Origin of the sequence: Pedobacter sp. KLB.chiD, from assembly GCF_047040275.1 — a bacterium.
In the GTDB taxonomy this organism is placed as follows: Bacteria; Bacteroidota; Bacteroidia; order Sphingobacteriales; family Sphingobacteriaceae; genus Pedobacter.
On record NZ_CP178207.1, the window covers coordinates 3,237,072 to 3,257,609 of the forward strand.

11 protein-coding genes are annotated in these 20,538 nt (G+C 39.7%); all 11 read left to right on the forward strand.

Annotation, left to right across the window (positions count from 1 at the left end; genetic code table 11):
- The first annotated feature begins 62 nt into the window (after positions 1-62).
- The 11 genes from ACK1I8_RS13265 to ACK1I8_RS13315 all read left to right on the forward strand — a co-directional run bounded on the left by ACK1I8_RS13265 (position 63) and on the right by ACK1I8_RS13315 (position 19,935).
- The gene (locus tag ACK1I8_RS13265) at positions 63-2,510 is read left to right on the forward strand and encodes a DUF5686 and carboxypeptidase regulatory-like domain-containing protein (protein WP_412465848.1); all 2,448 of its coding nucleotides are present in this window, start codon (positions 63-65) and stop codon (positions 2,508-2,510) included.
- A gap of 300 nt (positions 2,511-2,810) precedes the next feature.
- Positions 2,811-3,746, forward strand: a complete 936-nt coding sequence (locus ACK1I8_RS13270; protein WP_412465849.1) for a rhodanese-related sulfurtransferase — start codon at positions 2,811-2,813, stop codon at positions 3,744-3,746.
- 166 nt (positions 3,747-3,912) lie between these two features.
- Positions 3,913-4,263, forward strand: coding sequence for a four helix bundle protein (locus tag ACK1I8_RS13275; RefSeq protein ID WP_412465850.1), 351 nt, complete (start codon positions 3,913-3,915; stop codon positions 4,261-4,263).
- 383 nt (positions 4,264-4,646) lie between these two features.
- The gene (locus ACK1I8_RS13280; RefSeq protein ID WP_412465851.1) at positions 4,647-7,526 is read left to right on the forward strand and encodes a triple tyrosine motif-containing protein; all 2,880 of its coding nucleotides are present in this window, start codon (positions 4,647-4,649) and stop codon (positions 7,524-7,526) included.
- Positions 7,527-7,899: 373 nt separating this feature from the next.
- On the forward strand, positions 7,900-10,911 hold the full coding sequence (locus tag ACK1I8_RS13285) for a SusC/RagA family TonB-linked outer membrane protein (RefSeq protein WP_412465852.1): 3,012 nt from the start codon (positions 7,900-7,902) through the stop codon (positions 10,909-10,911).
- 11 nt (positions 10,912-10,922) lie between these two features.
- Entirely contained in the window at positions 10,923-12,395 is a 1,473-nt protein-coding gene (locus ACK1I8_RS13290; protein ID WP_412465853.1) for a RagB/SusD family nutrient uptake outer membrane protein, read from the forward strand.
- Positions 12,396-12,451: 56 nt separating this feature from the next.
- Positions 12,452-13,825 (forward strand): glucoamylase family protein, encoded by a 1,374-nt coding sequence (locus tag ACK1I8_RS13295; RefSeq protein WP_412465854.1) that lies wholly within the window; start codon positions 12,452-12,454, stop codon positions 13,823-13,825.
- A 61-nt stretch (positions 13,826-13,886) separates the two neighbouring features.
- Complete coding sequence (locus ACK1I8_RS13300) at positions 13,887-14,288, forward strand: hypothetical protein (protein ID WP_412465855.1); 402 nt, start codon at positions 13,887-13,889, stop codon at positions 14,286-14,288.
- 13 nt (positions 14,289-14,301) lie between these two features.
- On the forward strand, positions 14,302-16,056 hold the full coding sequence (locus ACK1I8_RS13305; protein WP_412465856.1) for a discoidin domain-containing protein: 1,755 nt from the start codon (positions 14,302-14,304) through the stop codon (positions 16,054-16,056).
- 655 nt (positions 16,057-16,711) lie between these two features.
- Positions 16,712-19,009: a beta-glucosidase BglX gene (bglX, locus tag ACK1I8_RS13310; RefSeq protein WP_412465857.1), complete on the forward strand. Its 2,298-nt coding sequence runs from the start codon at positions 16,712-16,714 to the stop codon at positions 19,007-19,009.
- Positions 19,010-19,155: 146 nt separating this feature from the next.
- Complete coding sequence (locus ACK1I8_RS13315) at positions 19,156-19,935, forward strand: prolyl oligopeptidase family serine peptidase (RefSeq protein ID WP_412465858.1); 780 nt, start codon at positions 19,156-19,158, stop codon at positions 19,933-19,935.
- The last annotated feature ends 603 nt before the right edge of the window (positions 19,936-20,538 follow it).

Consider the following 20,538-nt stretch of genomic DNA (forward strand, 5'->3'; position numbering starts at 1 on the left):
AACATATACCTATGTGTATAGTGTTAAAGTTATTCGATATTTATAGCCTACTAACCTGACATATGATAAGAATTTTTACGCTCCTGTTTTTTTGTGGCTTTACCAACATGATGTTAGCTCAGCAACATACTGTTTCAGGAATCGTTAAAGATAGCGGCGGACAGCCCATTCCTTTTGCGTCAATTTATTTAAAAAACACCACTAAAGGAACATCGGCAAATATTGATGGAAAATATACTTTGAAGTTAAATAACGGTCGACATACTTTAAGCTTTAGAGCTGTAGGTTATAAACAGCAGGATCATATGATCAATCTGTCGGCCGATCAATCGCTCAACGTTACCTTAACATCAGAAAGTTATACTTTAGAAAATGTGAATATAACGGCCACTGCAGAAGATCCCGCTTATGCCATTATCCGCAAAGCCATTCAGGAGCGAAAAATGCATCTGAATGAAGTGAAAGCCTTTAGCTGTGACGTTTACATTAAAGGTGTGCAACGGTTAAAAGGGGCACCAAAAAAGTTCTTTGGGCAGGATATACAGAAAATTTTAGAACTGGACACCAATCGCAGAGGTATTATTTACCTTTCAGAATCGCAAAGTAAATTTAATTTCAGACGGCCCAATGAGGTGCATGAAGAAATGATTTCATCAAAGGTTGCCGGCAGAAACAATACATTCAGTTTTAATAAGGCATCTGATCTGATTATCAATTTTTACGACAATTATCTGCTCGAAAACAAATTGAGTGCAAGGGGATATATTTCACCAATTGCAGATAATGCCCTCTTTTATTATAAATATAAATTATTGGGCGAAAGCACGGAAAATGGAGAGACTATACATAAAATAGAGGTGATCCCCCGTCGCGAAAACGATCCGGTTTTTAGGGGTATCATCTATATTATTGACAATAGCTGGAGGATTTACAACACTGATGTTTACCTCACTAAAAACGCAGGCATCAACTTTATTGATACCCTGCACATCAGCCAGCAGTTTACCAAGGTCAATGAAGCTTACATGCCTACTGCCATTAATTTTAAATTTGGCGGCAATGTGCTGGGGTTTAAAATAGCCGGTTATTATGTCGGCATTTACAGCAATTATAACCTTGATCCTAAATTTCCAAAAAACTTCTTCAAGGGAGAAATCTTAAAAGTTACCGAAATGGTGAATAAAAAAGATTCCATTTACTGGAAAAATAACAGACCTATCCCGCTAACCGAAGATGAAAGAATCAACTATATCAAAAAAGACAGTATAGCGAAGTTAAAAGAGTCTAAAAAATACCTCGATTCGCTGGAAAGAGAGAACAATAAATTCGGGATAGGTAAGCTTTTGCTTAGGGGAGTAAGCATCAATGATCGGTACGACAAAGAATATTGGAGTTTCGACCCGGTATTAAAAGCTATCTTTTACAATACAGTAGAAGGCTTTGCTATAAAATATGGTGTTACCTACCGCAAGGATTTTGAAAATAGAAGATCTTACTCTATCCGACCTGAATTAAGGTATGGTTTTGCCAATCAAAAGCTTACCGGAAGTTTAAGCGGTAGTTATTATTATGACCCGCTTAAGCGAGCCAGTGTAGGTGCCTCATTCGGAAACGGGATATTCGACCTGAACAACCTGGGATCTATGACACAGCTGGGCAATACCATCAACTCGTTATTTTACGAGAAAAACTTTGCCAAGTTTTACGAGAAGAGTTTTATAAATATTAATACGACCCGTGAACTGACCTCAGGCCTGCAGGGAAGTATGGCTTTAGATTACAGCAGGAATAAAAGTCTCACCAATAACACTACATTTAAATTTATAGATGCGAAAGACCGCGAATTCACTTCGAACAACCCTTTCAACCCAACAGAAGACACACCGCTTTTCCCAACCTATAATTCTTTCAGTGCAACGGCGAGTTTAACCTATACTTTCGGGCAGCAATACATTACCCGCCCGGATGGTAAGTTTTATACCGAATCAAAATTTCCAAAAATTACATTATTATATAAAAAAGGCTTCAACGGTGTGTTAAACAGTGATATTGATTACGACTTCGTAAAGCTGGAGGTATCGGAGGATAGGATCGGAATGGGATTATGGGGCTATACCTCATTTTTAGCCGGAGTGGGTAAGTTCCTGAACAACAAAAATATGTATTATCCTGATTTTAAACATTTCGCAGGTAATATTTCCACCATTTTCCCTCCGAATTTAAGGAAGTTTCAATATCTGGACTTTTATCAGTTCAGCACGAATCAACAATACTTCGAAGCTCATTTAGAACATAATTTTGCGGGCTTCTTCATGAATAAAATTCCATTGTTGCGGAAGGCAAAACTCGAAGAATTTATTGGAGGCGGTTATTTATCATCTCCCGAAAAAAGGAACTACAAAGAATTCTATTTCGGGATCCAGCGTTTGGTATTACGTGCCAGTTATGGTTTTGCCTATGATGGCGGACGTAAGTTGACGCAAGGATTTAGGATTGCATACGGCTTCTAGAATGGAAAACGTTTGATGTAAAATGAATGATGGCGACTCAGACATTATCCATCTCACATTTTCCATTTTTACATCTTACATAATTTTCCTACTTTTGCACCGCTTTAAACGCCGTTTGCAACGTAAGTTGACGCAAGGATTTAGGATTGCATACGGCTTCTAGAATGGAAAACGTTTGATGTAAAATGAATGATGGCGACTCAGACATTATCCATCTCACATTTTCCATTTTTACATCTTACATAATTTTCCTACTTTTGCACCGCTTTAAACGCCGTTTGCAACGGTATCAACAGCGTTATGAAAAAATATCAGACATTACTTTACTATTGCTATAGCTACATAGCAGAGGCAGAACAATTTGCTGCTGATCATCTTAAATTTTGTAAATCTCTAGGTCTTGTAGGCCGTATTATCGTGGCCGATGAAGGTTTAAACGGTACCGTATCGGGTACTCCTGAAGCTTGTGCAGCGTATATGACTGCTATACATGCTGATGAGAGGTTCGCCAAAACAGAGTTTAAGATTGATGATGTAGAGGAACTTTCGTTCCTGAAAATGCATTGTCGTTACAAATCGGAAATTGTGCATTCTGGTTTAAGGGATACCAGCATTATTGATCCTAACAAGCAAACGGGTAAACATTTAGAACCTGTCGATTTCATGAAAATGAAGGATGATGAAGATGTAGTAATCCTGGATGTACGCTCTAATTACGAACATAATCTGGGTAAATTTAAAAATGCCGTAACGCTCGACATTGAGAATTTCCGTGATTTCCCCGATCAGATTAACCAGCTTGCCCAATATAAAGACAAAAAAATACTAACTTATTGCACAGGTGGGATTAAATGCGAGAAAGCCTCTGCCCTATTATTGCACCATGGCTTTAATGATGTTTATCAATTGCACGGTGGTATCATTAAATATGGTAAGGAAGCCGGCGGAAAAGATTTTGAAGGCAAATGTTATGTATTTGACAACCGCATAGCTGTGGATGTGAACCAGGTTAACCCAACAGTAGTGTCAGTTTGTTACAATTGTGGCGTTACTACACCAAAAATGATCAATTGCGCCAATCCTGAGTGTAATGAGCACATTACCCAATGCGATGCCTGTGGAGAACAGCTTCAGGGCTGCTGCTCGGTAGCATGTACAACCAATCCGCGCAAACGCCCTTACGATGGTACGGGATATTATGTGAAGGTACCGCAACCTGTGGCAGTGAAAGGATAGCCAGCTATTACCTATCAGTTCATGGCAAATGGTTTGATAGCTGATAGCCTATAACCATTAATTACTATTAATTGATAGTTGATAGCAAATGGTAAACTAGCTAAAATTCAAGTAATTTAATCCATAATATTGAAGGAGATGATTATATTCATGCAAATTTAATATTATGGCTTTCAAATTTGAAGAACTAAAGGTTTGGCAAATTTCGTTAAATCTGAGTAATGAAATAGACATTATTGCTAAGAACTTTCCAAAGATAGAACTATTCAGTCTCTCTAATCAGATTAAAAAAGCAGCCGATTCAGTAAACCTTAACATTGCCGAAGGCTGTATGGGCCAGTCGAAAGCTGAGTTCAAAAGATTTCTGACTTACTCCGTCCGATCTGGATTAGAAGTAGTGAGCTGTCTTTTTATGGCTTCATCAAGAAATTATATCTCTGAACCAGAATTTAAAAGGTTAGACATGGAATACGAACAGCTTTGTAAAATGATATCAAAATTGAAGACCACTCTTTAAAAAAAGTTTAATTTATTTTGTTCAATGCTTGAGCAGTCTGATACCTATTTAGTGTAAACGTTGTTTTAAAACATTCATTATTTGGCTAGATAACTCATAGTTAACAGTGAGACAGCCATATTGTATAATGTCAACCTGATCAAAATGTTCACTGCGGTGTTTTATGAACAACTGTGCTAAGCCATTGGCTATCAACCATGATCTAAAAAACCATTAACCTCCAGTGGTAAGCAAACCCTGAGCTAACTTAACCAATGCCTTAAACAATTTGGCGATAAACCATCATCTAAAAACCATCAACCCGATCCAACCGTTAAAAACTCGCTTGTCTTAACAATTTTTCATTACTTTGTGGGCATAATGGGTTTACCCAATAACACTTTATGCTAAACTACCTCAGGCTTCTACTCGTATTATCCTGCGTTGCTGTAACCAGCGCTGCATCAGAAATCAAAAGTATCGGCGTTCCATACATCGAAAATTACCCAAAAGCTGTTTATTTATCAGGTAATCAGAACTGGAGCATAGCCAAAGATCAAAATGGCATAATGTACTTCGGAAACGCTGAAGGATTATTAACTTTTGATGGGCGCTACTGGCAAAAATACCAGATGCCGAACAGGCAAATTGTAAGGGCGGTAGCCACCGGCGAAAATGGAAAAATTTACACAGGTAGCTTCGGCGAATTTGGTTATTGGGCAATTAACAAAAATAGATTAAGCTATCATTCACTTACCAATCTTTTGCCGAAGGGTACTAAAATAGATGATGAGGTATGGAAAATCTATGTAGATCAAAACAGGGTAATCTTTCAGTCCTTCTCCAAAATCTTCATTTATAAAAACAATAAAATAGAGGTGATAAAATCACCTTCTTCATTCCTGTTTCTTCATAAAGTAAACCACAGGTATTTTATTGAAATACTAGAGAAAGGCTTATTTGAACTGATTGGCAACAAATTGGTTTTTATCCCTAAAAGTGAAAAATTGGGTAAAGAAGGTATATTATCTATTCTTCCTTATAAAACCACTGGCCTGATTATCGGGACCAGCAAACAGGGATTATTTACTTACGATGGTAAAGATTTTACACCTTTAAGCACACCCGCCAATAATTACCTAAAAACCTACCAGCTCAACAATGGCGTAAGTTTGCTGGGCAGGTATTTCGCATATGGCACCATCCTCAACGGCTTGATCATAATAGATGAAAATGGAAAAATTGTACAGCGGATCAATAAATCGAGCGGCTTGCAGAATAATACGGTTTTAAGCTTATACGCGGATAATGAACAAAATCTCTGGACGGGGCTGGACAACGGAATCGACCGGATAGAACTGAATTCACCCTTATATTTTTATTTCGATAAAACAGGTCAGTTTGGAACGGTTTACTCCAGCATTATTTTCAATAATAAAATCTATCTGGGTACCAACCAAGGGTTATTTTACAGCGAATGGTCGCCGGATAACCTTCTGCCTTTCAATTTCCGTTTAATTCCCAATTCGCAAGGTCAGGTGTGGGAACTGACCATCATCGATAATGAGCTCATTTGTGGTCATAACAGCGGTACCTTTAAAGTTTTGGGCGATAAAATCGAATGGATATCAAGACTGGCAGGTGGTTGGACCATCAAAAAACTAAATTCCAACCCAAATTATCTGATTCAGGGGACTTATACAGGCTTATCTTTATTTACCAAGTCACCCGGTGCCGGATTAAAATTTTCCACCAAGATAGCTGGTTTTACAGCACCTTCAAGATATGTTGAGCAAGATAACAGGGGCGATATCTGGGTTGGACATGCCTACAAAGGCTTGTTTAAACTAAGCCTTAGCGCTGATTACACAAATGTAATGAGCACTAAATATTTTGATGAAAAGAATGGCTTACCAGGTAATTATAACATTAACATTTTCAATCTCGAGAATAAACTTGTTTTCTCATCAGACGCAGGTTTTTATACCTACGATGAACTGAGCAATAAATTCACCAAATACGAGGCACTCAATAAAAGCCTGGGCTCTTTCGAAACTTCTAATAAAATTATTCCTGCAGGCAGTAAAAAATACTGGTTTATTAATCATGGCAAAACTGCCCTGGTCAACTTTAGCGAACCGGGAAAGGTAGAAATCGATTCGAATCAGTTTAGCATTTTAGATGGCCGGATGGTTCAATACTATGAAAACATCAGTCGCATCAGTAACTCCATTTACCTCATCAGTGTTGACGATGGATTTGTAATCTATAATCCCACCGAACAGCTCAATCGGGAAAAGAAAAAACTGCCATCTGTATTAATCAGACGCGTAGAAGATATTACGGATAAGTTTTCCCTAATCAGTGAGGGTGGAAATAGCGATGAAGAAACAGAAATCCAGAACAGCAGAAATAATATCCGCATCTCTTATGCATTGCCTTATTACCGGCAAGCTAAAGTGAAGTATCAGTTTTATCTGGAAGGTTACTCACACACCTGGTCTGACTGGACTTTAGCTACCCAAAAAGATTTCACCAATTTAAGCGCAGGCACTTATACTTTTAAAGTGAGGGCAAAAGTTGATGACCATACAATCAGTACTGAAACAGCCTACACATTTACCGTTTTACGTCCGTGGTACCTGAACAATTGGGCGATTTTATTATATACCATTTTATTTGTAGCATTTTTAATCTTAGGTAAAAAAATATACGAAAGGAAACTGCGGCGCGATAGTCAAAAAATTACCGATCGCTTAAAAGCAGAGCAAGAGGAAAAATTAAGACAGGAAGCCGAAATCAGTGAAAAGCAGATTATCAAATTGCAAACTGAAAAGCTTCAGGCCGAACTGGCTTCTAAAAACAGGGAGCTGGCCAACTCCGCAATGACATTAGTATACAAGAACGAGTTACTTCAAAAACTGGCCGATGATATTAGTAAACTAAAAGACGAAAATGGCAAAAAACTATCGGATGAGCAGACCCGAAAAATACAGAAAGTAATAAACGACGGAATGAATGATGAACGGGACTGGCACCTGTTTGAAAACAGCTTTAACGAAGCGCATGAAAGCTTCTTTAAAAAGTTAAAAGCGCAGCATCCGGATCTGGTTCCGAATGACTTAAAACTTTGCGCCTATTTACGGATGAACATGAGCAGCAAGGAAATGTCATCGTTATTAAATATCAGTTTAAGGGGAGTCGAGATCCGCCGATACCGACTACGTAAAAAACTTGAAGTGCCGCATGATAAAAATTTAACCGAATTTTTAATGGAGCTATAGTCCTCGGATTAATTTTCTGCCAGGGTAATTTATCTAAAACATCACACATCAGCATTACAGTGATATCGATGTAAAAAACCATTTTTATTACTTTTTTAATTTTTTGAACCCATCCGGCACTACATCATTACCTCTCATAACGCTTTTTAAAACCCCACAAAACACTTGGTGTACTTTTTACACCTAGCTCGATGTTAACATTCTGTTAAAATTCAAAAAAACTGTGTTTTTGACCTAAAATCGCATTCAGTTTATCTATCTGCGACGCTTTATTGATTTTGATGATGTATTAATGTAGAGGTAAAATCACTTGCACATCTACAAAAACAACCTCACATTTAACCTAACAATTAAACTAAATTTATAATAAAGCATGAAAAGAATCTTTACAAGAATTTCTGTTCTCGCTGCATTTTGTTTGCTAACAATTAACGTAGCATTAGCGCAAAACATTACGGTAAAAGGTAAGGTAATCGATGGCGGTGACAAGACCCCATTACCAGGCGTATCTATTTTAATCAAAGGCACACAAAGTGGCACCCAAACAGATGTAAACGGCAACTACTCCATTAGTGTGCCGGCAAATGCCACATTGGTATTTAACTTTGTAGGCTACACAGCATTTGAGCAGGCTGTAAATAATCAAACGACCATTAACGTATCATTGGCATCATCTACACAACAATTAGAGCAGGTTGTAGTAGTAGGTTATGGTACACAACGTAAAATTGACGTAACAGGGTCAGTGGCAAACGTAAAAGGCGAGGATATTTCTAAACAACCGTCTGTAAATCCGGTAAGTGCGTTGCAAGGAAAAGTTGCCGGTGTTTCTATCACAAACGTAGGAACTCCAGGTGCATCGCCTACCATCACCATCAGGGGAACCGGAACCATTTATGGTAAAACTGGCCCGTTATACGTAGTAGATGGTGTTTGGTATGATGACATTAACTTCCTAAACCCGGCAGATATCGCAAGTATCAGTATCTTAAAAGATGCTTCTTCGCAATCTATTTATGGTATCAGAGCTGCAAATGGGGTTGTTTTAGTTACGACTAATAAAGGAAAAAGAGGCGATGCCGTGATTAACTACAATGGAACGGTAGGGTTTCAAAAAGTAACCAACCAGGTTGAAATGGCAAATGCATCTGAATATGCTACTGCCGTAAACGAAGCATACAGCTTATTAAATCCACCTGTAGCTCCTTTATTTGCAAATACCGATTTAGGCGAGGGCACAAACTGGTATGATGTTATATTAAGGGATGCTTTGGTAACCAACCACCAGCTATCAATAAGTGGCGGAACAGAAAAATCTACTTATAACCTATCTCTTGGTTATTTAGATCAGGATGGTATCGTAAAAAATAATAATTACAAAAGATATACCGCGAGGTTATCAAACGATTTTCAAATTTTTGAACCCTTAAAAGTGGGGTATAATGTAACTGCTTCGTCAAGTAAATCTAAAGATGCACCTTCAGGTATTTTTAGGGCATTATATGCGGCATCACCAGTGGTTCCGGTGTTTAATGCTGATGGAAGCTATGGTGATCCAAATGCATTTAACCTGGGTAATGGAAGTAACATGAACCCTCAGGCTACACTTGATTTTTTCAATCAAAACACAACAAAGTATAAAGTTACCGGTAATATCTATGCGGAATTAAAATTCCTGAAGAACTTTACCTTTAAAACAAGTTTTGGTGGTGATTTCGGACAGGAAGAAGTTAGGGGATACGTACCGGTTTACAAAGCCAGTAATACCCAGCAAAATACCAACAGTAAACTGGATATAGACCGCGTTGAAAACAGAAACTGGATTATTGAAAATACGTTAACATATGATAAAAAATGGGCGGATCATAGCTTAACGGTTTTATTGGGACAAACTGCTCAGCGCAATAAACTTTATGCCATTAATGCCGAAGCATTAAACGTACCCTACACTTCAGAAGGAGATTTGTATCTGGCATTAGGTGACGCAGCTAGCAGAGGCATAGTAGACAGAGGTGAGTTATCGACCTTTGCATCTTATTTCGCCAGGGTAAATTACGGTTACAAAAACAGATATTTAATCAATGCGTCTGTTAGAAGAGATGGTGCTTCACAGTTTTTTGGTTCTGATAATGTTTGGGGCAACTTCCCTTCAATCGGTGCAGGCTGGGTAATCAGCAATGAAGATTTTATGAAAGATCAAAAAATCTTCAGCAATTTAAAATTAAGAGGAAGCTGGGGTAAAGTGGGTAATGCCGGTGTTCCTTTCAACCCTTCTACTCAAACGGTAGATCAATCGGCAGCCTTGATTGCCATTTTTGGTGGCATACCCTATACTGGCGCAAGTATCAGATCTTTAGTACCTCCTACACTATTCTGGGAAAGAAGTGCTGGTACAGATGTAGGTTTAGAAATGGGCTTTTTAAACAACAGGTTAACCATTGAAGCTGATTATTACAACAGAAAAACCGAACAGGCTATTTTCGATATCCCTGTATTAGGAAGCTTAGGTACTGTAAACAGTTCATTGATTGCTAACCAGGCAGATATCCGTAACCGTGGTTTTGAGTTTTTGGCCACATGGGCAGATAAAACAGCCGGTGGTTTTACTTACTCAATCAGTGGAAACGTTGGTATCAACAATAATAAGGTAATGAATGTAACATCCGGGGCAAATCCAATTTACAAAGGTGGTGCAGGTTTAACCAGTGGATATCTATCTACAAGAACGGTTAATAACCGTCCTATTGGAGAGTTTTTCGGCTATCAGGTTATAGGCGTTTTTCAAACAGATGCTGAGGCTGCTGCCTGGCCAGGTTTCAAAAAAGGTGATTTTAGATACGCCGATGTTAATAATGATGGTGTAATTGATTTAAAAGACAGAGTTGTTTTGGGAAATCCAAATCCTAAATTTACCTACGGATTAAATACAAATTTCGCCTACAAGAATTTCGATTTAACCTTAGATATCCAGGGTGTTGCCGATGTGGATGTATTTAACGCTAATCTTAGCAACCGTTTTGGTAATGAAAACTACACCAAAGATTTTTTCGATAACCGTTGGAATGGTCCGGGTACATCTAATACCTATGCTTCGGCAAATTTAGCTGGAGGCCTAAACAATGCACCCAACTCCTTTTATGTAGAAAAAGGTGATTATATCAGATTAAGAAATATTCAGTTAGGATACACACTTCCTGCAGCAATCAGTACAAAAATGAAAATGCAAAGACTCAGGGTATTCTTAAATGCTCAAAATGCTGTTAACATATTTGGCTATAAAGGCTTCAGCCCTGAGGTAGGTGGAACGCCAACCAATGCAGGTATAGATACGAACGTTTATCCTTTGTTCGCAACTTATAATTTCGGAGTTAACGTAACTTTCTAATCGACATCAAAATGAAAAAAAATATAAATATACAGTCTTGCCTTGTGGCTACAGCCTTAGGTACAATGCTTTTTACCGCATCATGTAAAAAAGACTTCCTTAATGTTCCGCCACAAGGGCAGCAACCATCTGTTACCTTCTGGAAAACAGGTGATGATGCTTTAAAAGGTGTAAATGCCATTTATGCCAATTTACGCAGCTGGGATAACGTGGCATTTAATGCCATTGCTATTGAAAGTACGGGATCAGATGAAGCGGATAAAGGCAGTACCCCTACAGATGCAACCTTCTTCAATCTTTTTGATCAGTTTACGGTAACTTCTACCCAAGGATCTTTGCTGGGCTTCTGGACAGGTCAATATCAAAACATCAATCTTTGTAACCAGGTATTGGATAATGTACCCAACATTAATATGGACGCTACGCTAAAGGCCAGATATCTTGCCGAAGCAAAATTTGTACGTGCATATTCCTACTTCAGATTAGTGAGGGCCTACGGAAATATTCCGTTAAGATTAAACGTTCCTAAGGATAATTCAGAATACAACCTTCCCCAGTCTGATAAGGCCGCCGTATATGCACAGATTGAAAAAGACCTGACAGAAGCAGCCGCTGTATTACCACAATCTTATCCGGCAACCGATTTAGGCAGAGCAACAAAAGGCGCTGCCCTGGGCATGAAGGCAAAAGTTGCCATGTATCAGAAAAAATGGGCTGATGTACTGTCCCTAACCAATCAGGTAATGACAATGGGATATGATCTGTTTCCTGATTATGAAAAAGGGTTTAGAGAAGCTAATGAAAACAGCATTGAATCTTTATTTGAAGTACAAGCTTCTCTAATTCAGGGCAATGCTGATGCATCTAATTCTCAATACAGTCAGGTACAGGGGGTAGCAGGCGTAATGGGATGGGGTTTCAATACACCATCTGCAGAATTGGAAGCCGCTTATGAAACCGGAGACCCGAGAAAAGATGCGACCATTCTTTTCAGAGGAGAAACTACTCCACAGGGCGACCTCGTACCAACTTCTGTACCTAATCCGCGTTATAATCAAAAATCTTATGTTCCGTTTAACACGAGAGTTTCAGGCTATAATGAAGGTGCCCAACAAAATATAAGGGTATTAAGATTTGCAGATATACTGCTCATGAACGCGGAAGCTGCGAACGAACTGGGAAATCCTGCGCAGGCACTCACCTCATTAAACAGGGTACGTAAACGTGCCAGAGGCTCAAATCCGGCAATTTTACCTGATGTGACTACGACAGACCAAACTGCACTAAGAACGGCGATCTGGAAAGAAAGACAGGTTGAGCTTGCAATGGAAAACGATCGTTATTTCGATGTAATCAGACAAGGAAGAGGATTGACTGTATTTGGTCCTAAAGGATGGAAAGCCAATAAAAATGAAGTTTGGCCAATTCCACAAACCGAAATTGATTTAAGTGGAGGTTTGCTTAAGCAAAATCCTGGTTACTAAAATATAATTCAAAGGGTTGCCAGCTAAATCGGCAACCCTTTTTTGACACTTACAAAATGCTAAAAACTTACCCTACAAGACTTTCATTATTATCCGTTACCCTGGTTTCGTTGTTGGTTTTAGGTGCATGCTCTAAAGCCAAAACTCAGACCTACAGTCCGGATCTCAGTATCCAAAAAAACCTGAGCGACGAGCAATTGCTTGATCTCGTTCAAAAACAGACTTTCCAGTATTTTTGGGATGGTGCAGAACCAACATCTGGTGCCGGCCGCGAACGATATCATGTAGATAACGTATATCCCGAAAACGATAAGAGCACCGTTGCAACTGGTGCTACCGGTTTTGGTTTAATGGCTATTTTAAGCGGGATTGACAGGAATTATGTGTCTAAAAAAGAGGGCTTAGAACGGTTAAATAAAATACTGGATTTTCTATCCGGAGCCGATCGTTTTCATGGTGCCTGGCCTCACTGGATTTATGGCGAAACCGGTAAAGTGCGTCCGTTTGGCCGCAAAGATAACGGCGGCGATCTGGTAGAAACTTCATTTGTTGCACAGGGGCTAATCTGCATTAAAGAATATTATAAAAATGGCACAGCTGCCGAAAAAGCTTTAGCGAAAAAAGCTGACGAACTTTGGAAAGGCATCGATTTTAACTGGTACCGCAATGGTGGCCAGAATGTATTGTACTGGCATTGGTCTCCGGAATACCAGTGGGAAATGAATTTTCCTGTTAAAGGCTATAATGAATGTTTAATTATGTACGTCATGGCAGCCTCATCTCCTACCCATACTATACCAGCCGAAGTTTATCACGAAGGCTGGGCGAGAAATGGCGCAATCAAGGCAAATTTCGATCTATACGGGCATCATATTCCGTTAGATTATCAGGGCGCGAAAAATTCTGTGGGTCCGTTATTCTGGGCACACTATTCCTATTTAGGTTTAAATCCCAAAGGATTAAAAGACCGCTACGCCGATTATTGGCAAAACAATGTTAATCAAACATTGGCCATACACGATTATTGCGTAGCCAATCCAAAAAAATTTAAAGGTTATGGCGAAAATAGCTGGGGTTTAACGGCCAGTTACTCGGTAAAAGGGTATGCCGCTCACAGTATTCAGGAAGATTTTGGCGTAATTTCACCTACCGCAGCCATCTCCTCTATCCCCTATACCCCAAAAGAATCGATGAAAGTAATCAGGCACCTTTATGAGGACCTTGGAAACAAGGTTTGGGGAAAGTACGGTTTCTACGATGCTTTTTCGGAGACTGATAACTGGTACCCTCAACGGTATCTGGGCATTGATCAGGGACCAATGGTAGTCATGATCGAAAATTACCGCTCAGGCTTACTCTGGAAATTATTCATGGGAAATAAAGACGTACAGAATGGTCTGAAGAAGCTGGATTTCCAGTTTCAACCTTAATATAATGAAGTTGTATATAAATGTTTAGCCACCATATATTTTAAATTAAATCTACAGAACCATGAAAAAAGTAATTTTAATATTAACAGCAATGATAGGATGTGTAATCCTTAATTCGGGCTTCACTAATGGAGTTGGAGCTAAACATAAAACCATAAAATCAAAATTCGCCACGGTAAATGTAACCGCAACAAACTCCACTACAGATGGTGTATATGTCAAGTTAGAAAATAATACCAGCGGTGGTGTTTATTCTTTCTTTATTCCGCCAAACTCTCCTGGCGGAACTGTTATCGGCCAGATACCAGAGAACGGAGATGTTTATACGGTTACGTTAACCTCAACAGGAGGCGCGCATGATATGTGGGTGTACTGGGAGCATAAATCGCATGTTACCGGTTTAACGGTTAGCGGTATGTCTATAGGCTGCTCAAGTTGTGCCAGAATAAATATTTTTAATTAATTACCCAAGGATAATGGCTAAACATTTATTCAAAATATTTGTAATATCAACGCTGCTCTGCAATACTTATATCCTGCATGCACAGCAAAAAACCTATTGTAATCCCATCAATGTCGATTATGGTTATACGCCTTTCGAGTCTTTTACAGAATGGGGCAAACACCGTGCTACGGCCGATCCGGTTATTGTAAACTACAAAGGCGATTTTTACCTGTTTAGCACTAACCAATGGGGTTATTGGCACAGTGCCGATATGCTGAACTGGAAATTCCATGAAAGGAAGTTCTTACGTCCGTGGAACAAAACCAAAGACGAACTCTGCGCGCCTGGCGTTGGCATTGTTGGTGACACCATGGTGGTTTTTGGCAGCACTTATACCAAAAACTTCACCTTATGGGGAAGCACCGATCCCAAAGGGAATAAATGGTTTCCATTGGTCGATTCACTGGAGATAGGCGGCTGGGATCCAGCCTTTTTTACCGATGATGATGGTAAATTTTATATGTACAACGGCAGCAGCAATAATTACCCGATGTATGGTGTAGAGCTCGACCGCAAAACTTTTCAACCCAAAGGTACCCGTACACCAATGTATTTACTCGAAAGCTGGCGCTATGGCTGGCAACGTTTTGGCGAATATATGGACAATACCTTTCTCGATCCCTTTGCCGAAGGTGCCTGGATGACCAAACATAATGGCAAATATTACTTCCAATACGGTGCACCCGGAACGGAATTTAGTGGTTATTCAGATGGTGTAGTGGTTGGTACAAAACCGCTGTTTTATGATACACCAACAATTCCACAATCCGATCCTTTAAGTTATAAAGGCGGCGGATTTTCGCGCGGAGCAGGCCATGGGGCAACTTTTCAGGATAACAATAAAAATTACTGGCACATTTCTACCAGCATTATCTGCGTAAAAAACACCTGGGAACGCCGCATGGGCATCTGGCCAACCGGTTTTGATCAGGACGATGTGATGTGGACCAATACCGCATTTGGAGATTATCCGCTCTATTTACCTTCCGAAAGAAAAGAAGGCGGGCCTGCCGGTCCGGGCTGGATGCTCATCAACTATAAAAAACCGGTAACCGTATCTTCTACCCTGGGTGGCTTTAATGCTAATCATGCGGTTGACGAAAATATTAAAACCTATTGGAGTGCCAAAACAGCAAATAACGGCGAGTGGATACAGACTGATTTAGGCAGTCTCGCAACCGTTAACGCCATACAAATTAACTATGCCGATCAGGATGCTGAATTTTTAGGAAAACAGGTCGGAATTTATCATCAGTATAAACTCCTTTCATCAGTTGACGGCAAAAAATGGACGACTTTGGTTGATAAAAGCCAAAACAAAACAGATGTACCACATGATTATATCGAATTACCAAAACCGGTTAAAACCAGGTTTATCAAAATGGTCAACATCCACATGCCTACCGGGAAATTTGCGATTAGTGGCTTACGCGTTTTCGGAAATGGAAACGGTGAAAAACCCGCTCAGGTAAAAAATCTGATCGTTTTAAGGACAGAAAAAGATAAACGTAGTGCTTATATCAAATGGGAACCTGTTGATAATGCCTTTGCCTATAATCTCTATTATGGCACAGCACCAGATAAACTGTACAACTGTATCATGATACACGATTTTAATGAATATTGGTTTAAGGCAATGGACAGTCAGAAAGCATACTATTTTGCCATGGAAGCCATCAATGAGAATGGCGTTTCGGCAAAAACCAAAGTGAAAAAAGTTGATTAATTACCAATTCATGTCTTTTCTACAGATTAGGAAATGACAGATAGTTGTTAACAGCTGATTCCAACTACGACAGAGTCGTAAAGCGATTTAAGCACTTGCTGGAGACGAGCGCCAGCGAGTAAAGATAGTAAGCTCACGCTCGTTTTTAACGAGTGTGGAAATAACAAATCGTTTTAACGATTTAAAGTAAAACGATAAAATCGTTGAGCTATTTAAGCACTCGTCGGAAAACGAGCGCCAGCGAGTAAAGAATATGAAGCTCACGCTCGTTTTTAACGAGTGTGGAAATAACAAATCGTTTTTAACGATTGAAAGTAAAACGATAAAATCGTTGAGCTATTCAGACACCCGTTGGAAACGAGCGTCAGCAAGTAAAGATAGGAAGCGCACGCTCGTTTTTTACGAGTGTGGAAATAACAAATCGTTTTTAACGATTAAAAGTAAAACGATAAAATCGTTGAGCTATTCAGACACCCGTTGGAAACGAGCGTCAGCAAGTAAAGATAGGAGCTCACGCTCGTTTTTACGAGTGTGGAAATAACAAATCGTTTTTAACGATTAAAGGTAAAACGATAAAATCGTTGAGCTACTCAGACACTCGTTGGAAACGAGCGTCAGCAAGAACTTGATAAATAAACAATAAAACACATATATAATGAAGAGAGCGAATATCCTGGTTGTTTTTTTAACACTTTTTGTGCTGAACGGATCGGCACAAAGCAAAAAAACTGTTTCGGCAGAAGAAGCAAAGATGCATACTTTCATCAGCAACCTGATGGCCAAAATGACGGTCGATGAAAAAATTGGACAGCTGAATTTGCCAAGTTCAGGTGATATTACCACCGGACAGGCCAACAGCAGCGACATATCTAAAAAAATCAAAGCCGGACAAGTTGGTGGTTTATTCAACATTAAAGGTGTAGACAAAATTAAAGCGGTACAAAAAATAGCGGTCGAAAACAGTCGTATGAAAATTCCGTTGCTTTTCGGAATGGACGTGATCCATGGATACAATACTGTTTTCCCAATTCCCTTGGGCGTAAGCTGTATCTGGGATATGGCGGTCGTACAAAAATCGGCCCGTATAGCTGCTATAGAAGCCAGTGCAAGTGGTATCAACTGGACCTTCTCCCCTATGGTTGATATTTCCAGAGATCCACGCTGGGGCCGCATCTCAGAAGGAAGCGGAGAAGATGCTTACCTAGGCTCACAAATTGCCGCAGCAATGGTAAAAGGTTATCAGGGTAAACTCCAGGCCAATAACGAGATCTTAGCCTGTGTTAAACATTATGCACTTTATGGTGCAGCTGAAGCTGGCAGAGACTATAACACCACAGATATGAGCAAAGTACGGATGTACAATGAGTATTTCCCGCCTTATAAAGCTGCCGTTGATGCGGGTGCAGCCAGCATCATGGCTTCCTTTAACGAAGTGGATGGCATTCCCGCTACAGGAAGTAAATGGCTAATGACAGATGTTTTAAGGAAACAATGGGGATTTAAAGGTTTTGTAGTGACTGATTATACCGGCATCCCTGAAATGATTGCACATGGCATGGGCGATTTACAAACTGTTTCTGCCCTGGCTTTAAATGCCGGCATTGATATGGACATGGTGGGCGAAGGCTTTTTAGGCACTTTAAAAAAATCATTGGAAGAGAAAAAAGTTAATATCGCACAAATAGACAGGGCTTGCCGCTTAGTGCTTCAGGCCAAATACAAATTGGGTTTATTCACAGATCCTTATAAATTTTGTAATACGGAAAGAGCAGCTAAAGAAGTTTTTAGTCCGGCTAACCGCCAGGTGGCACGAGAAGTTGCAACAGAAAGTTTTGTGCTGCTCAAAAACAATGATAATGTGCTTCCATTAAAAAAATCAGGTACCATTGGCTTGATTGGCCCTTTGGCTGATAATACCGCCAACATGTACGGTACCTGGAGTGTTGCAGCTCTTTTTGATCAATCGGTAACGGTTCTTCAGGGTTTAAAAAATGCTTTGGGTGATAAGGCTAAGGTCTTAACTGCACGCGGTGCTAATTTTTTGGCCGATTCTGCTATGGAACACCGTTATGTTAATGTCCACAACCCAACCTATAAACGTGATCCTAGAACAGAAGCAGAAATGATTAAGGAAGCATTGGACGTGGCCAAAAAATCAGACGTTATTGTAGCGGCCGTTGGCGAAGGCTCTGAATTTACCGGCGAAAGCAGTAGTGTAACCGATATCCAGATTCCTGAAACACAGAAAAATCTCTTAAAAGCTTTGGCTAAAACAGGTAAACCGGTGGTATTGGTGCTGTTTACTGGCCGTCCATTGGCATTGAATTGGGAACTGCAAAATATTCCGGCTATTTTAAATGTTTGGTTCCCAGGCAGTGAGGCCGGAAATGCAATTTCCGATGTACTTTTCGGCGATGTTAATCCTTCCGGTAAACTGAGCGTAACTTTCCCTCAAAATGTGGGTCAGGTGCCACTATATTATGCACATAAAAATACCGGACGACCCTTGGCTGAAGGTAAATGGTTCGAAAAATTCCGTTCCAATTATTTAGACGTGAGCAATGATCCATTATATCCGTTTGGTTTTGGCTTGAGCTACACATCATTTAACTATAGTGACGTTAAACTAAGTGCAAATACCTTAAGCAAAGGAAAATCGATCACCGCATCCGTTACCTTAAGCAATACCGGTAAGTACGAGGGTAAGGAAGTTGTTCAATTATATATCCAGGATCTCGTTGGAAGTATTACCCGCCCGGTTAAAGAGTTAAAAGGGTTCCAAAAGATTAATTTAAAGGCCGGGGAGCGTAAAACGGTTACTTTCAAGATTACAGAAAACGAACTTAAATTTTACAATTCGGATTTGAAATTCATTGCAGAACCGGGCGATTTCAAGGTGTTTATCGGTACAAATTCACACGATGTAAAGGAAGCATCTTTTACGTTGAAATAAAGACCATTAGGTTTGGTTATCAACCCTGTGCTATTGTAAAGTAGCCAGGGTTTTCTATTTTTGTTCAATAAAACCGTTGTAATTGACCAGAATATATAGTACAATCACAAATAACGGCTGCACTATTATTAAAAACATATTAACAGATGAAAAAGATTATTCTTACTATCTGCATTCTTTTTCCCGTAATCTTTTTAAACGCTCAAGACTTAAAAAAATACGACAGGGGAAGCTTTATTAAAGGAAAGGATTCTATTTACTACAGGATTTTATTTCCAGAGAATTTTAATCCCGACCAAAAATATCCGATCGTTTTCTTTTTGCACGGAAGTGGAGAAAGGGGCAATGACAATGCTAGTCAACTGGTACATGGTGGTAAATTGTTTTTAAAAAACGATATCCGGAAAAATTTCCCTGCTATTGTGGTTTTTCCGCAATGTCCGAAAAGCGATTATTGGGCAAATGTTAATATTGAGAAAAATGCAAAAGGCGAAAGAAAGTTCAGTTTTGTAGAAGGCGGTAAACCCACCAGAATCATGCATGCTCTACAGGGAATGATTAAAGATTTCCTTAAAAAACCATATGTAAACAGACATCAGGTTTATGTTGGGGGCTTATCAATGGGCGCTATGGGTACCTATGAGCTATTAAGGAGAGAAAGGCGTAAATTTGCAGCAGCTATTGCGATCTGTGGCGGCGACAATACCAACAACATCAAAAAGTACCGAAAAATACCGCTTTGGATTTTTCATGGCGCTAAAGATGATATTGTAGATCCGGTATTATCCATGGCCATTGCCGAACGGCTGAAACATGTTGGTGCAGAGGTGAAATTTACACTTTATCCTAACGCAAACCACAATAGCTGGGATAGTGCATTCGCTGAACCAGAATTATTGCCCTGGTTATTTTCGCACAGGAAATAGCCGGTTAACCAAAACTCGCAGGTATCCTTTTGATCCTCACGCTGAACTGAGTTTACGAAAGTTACGAAGTAAACCGGTACTTGTGCGAATTCACCGAAGATAATTTATTTGAGGGTCTTCCTAAATAGCTGCTGAAACGCCCGCCCAACCGGCCGGAAGTTCAGCACGACTAAATTTAAAAGATGTAATCAATTTTCAGGTAAAAGAATTGGAAAGCAGGGTTCGGTAGGCTATCGGTTTCGAAATCCCTGCCATCTGCTTTACTCGCCCCGATTGAAAAATTAGAGCTCCTGCCCGCTTCTGTCAGGTTTAACTTACCCGGGTTAAGCTAAGTAACCTAGACCCGACAAAATGGAAAGACCGGAGGCTGAGGGACGAGGCCGAGGACTTGAAGTGATGGCGGGACTGCCGCAACCCGATAAGTACAGGTTTTGCTCTCCAAAAAGCAAAAATCCAAAAATCTTCAAGGTTATGCAATCTTTGCACCTCGCTAAGCGCTTAGTTTACCGATATAAATTTGGAACATATCAATTGAGTGTTCTTAGCGGGACACTAAGATGAGAAAAGATTTTTTCATTTCTAAAAAGGGAGCATTCACTCAAA

Coding starts and splice junctions, on each gene's coding strand:
- ACK1I8_RS13275 (WP_412465850.1), top strand. CDS start 3,913: ATGGCTTTCAAATTTGAAGAACTAAAGGTTTGGCAAATTTCGTTAAAT.
- ACK1I8_RS13285 (WP_412465852.1), top strand. CDS start 7,900: ATGAAAAGAATCTTTACAAGAATTTCTGTTCTCGCTGCATTTTGTTTG.
- ACK1I8_RS13300 (WP_412465855.1), top strand. CDS start 13,887: ATGAAAAAAGTAATTTTAATATTAACAGCAATGATAGGATGTGTAATC.
- ACK1I8_RS13265 (WP_412465848.1), top strand. CDS start 63: ATGATAAGAATTTTTACGCTCCTGTTTTTTTGTGGCTTTACCAACATG.
- ACK1I8_RS13270 (WP_412465849.1), top strand. CDS start 2,811: ATGAAAAAATATCAGACATTACTTTACTATTGCTATAGCTACATAGCA.
- bglX (WP_412465857.1), top strand. CDS start 16,712: ATGAAGAGAGCGAATATCCTGGTTGTTTTTTTAACACTTTTTGTGCTG.
- ACK1I8_RS13315 (WP_412465858.1), top strand. CDS start 19,156: ATGAAAAAGATTATTCTTACTATCTGCATTCTTTTTCCCGTAATCTTT.
- ACK1I8_RS13295 (WP_412465854.1), top strand. CDS start 12,452: ATGCTAAAAACTTACCCTACAAGACTTTCATTATTATCCGTTACCCTG.
- ACK1I8_RS13290 (WP_412465853.1), top strand. CDS start 10,923: ATGAAAAAAAATATAAATATACAGTCTTGCCTTGTGGCTACAGCCTTA.
- ACK1I8_RS13305 (WP_412465856.1), top strand. CDS start 14,302: ATGGCTAAACATTTATTCAAAATATTTGTAATATCAACGCTGCTCTGC.
- ACK1I8_RS13280 (WP_412465851.1), top strand. CDS start 4,647: ATGCTAAACTACCTCAGGCTTCTACTCGTATTATCCTGCGTTGCTGTA.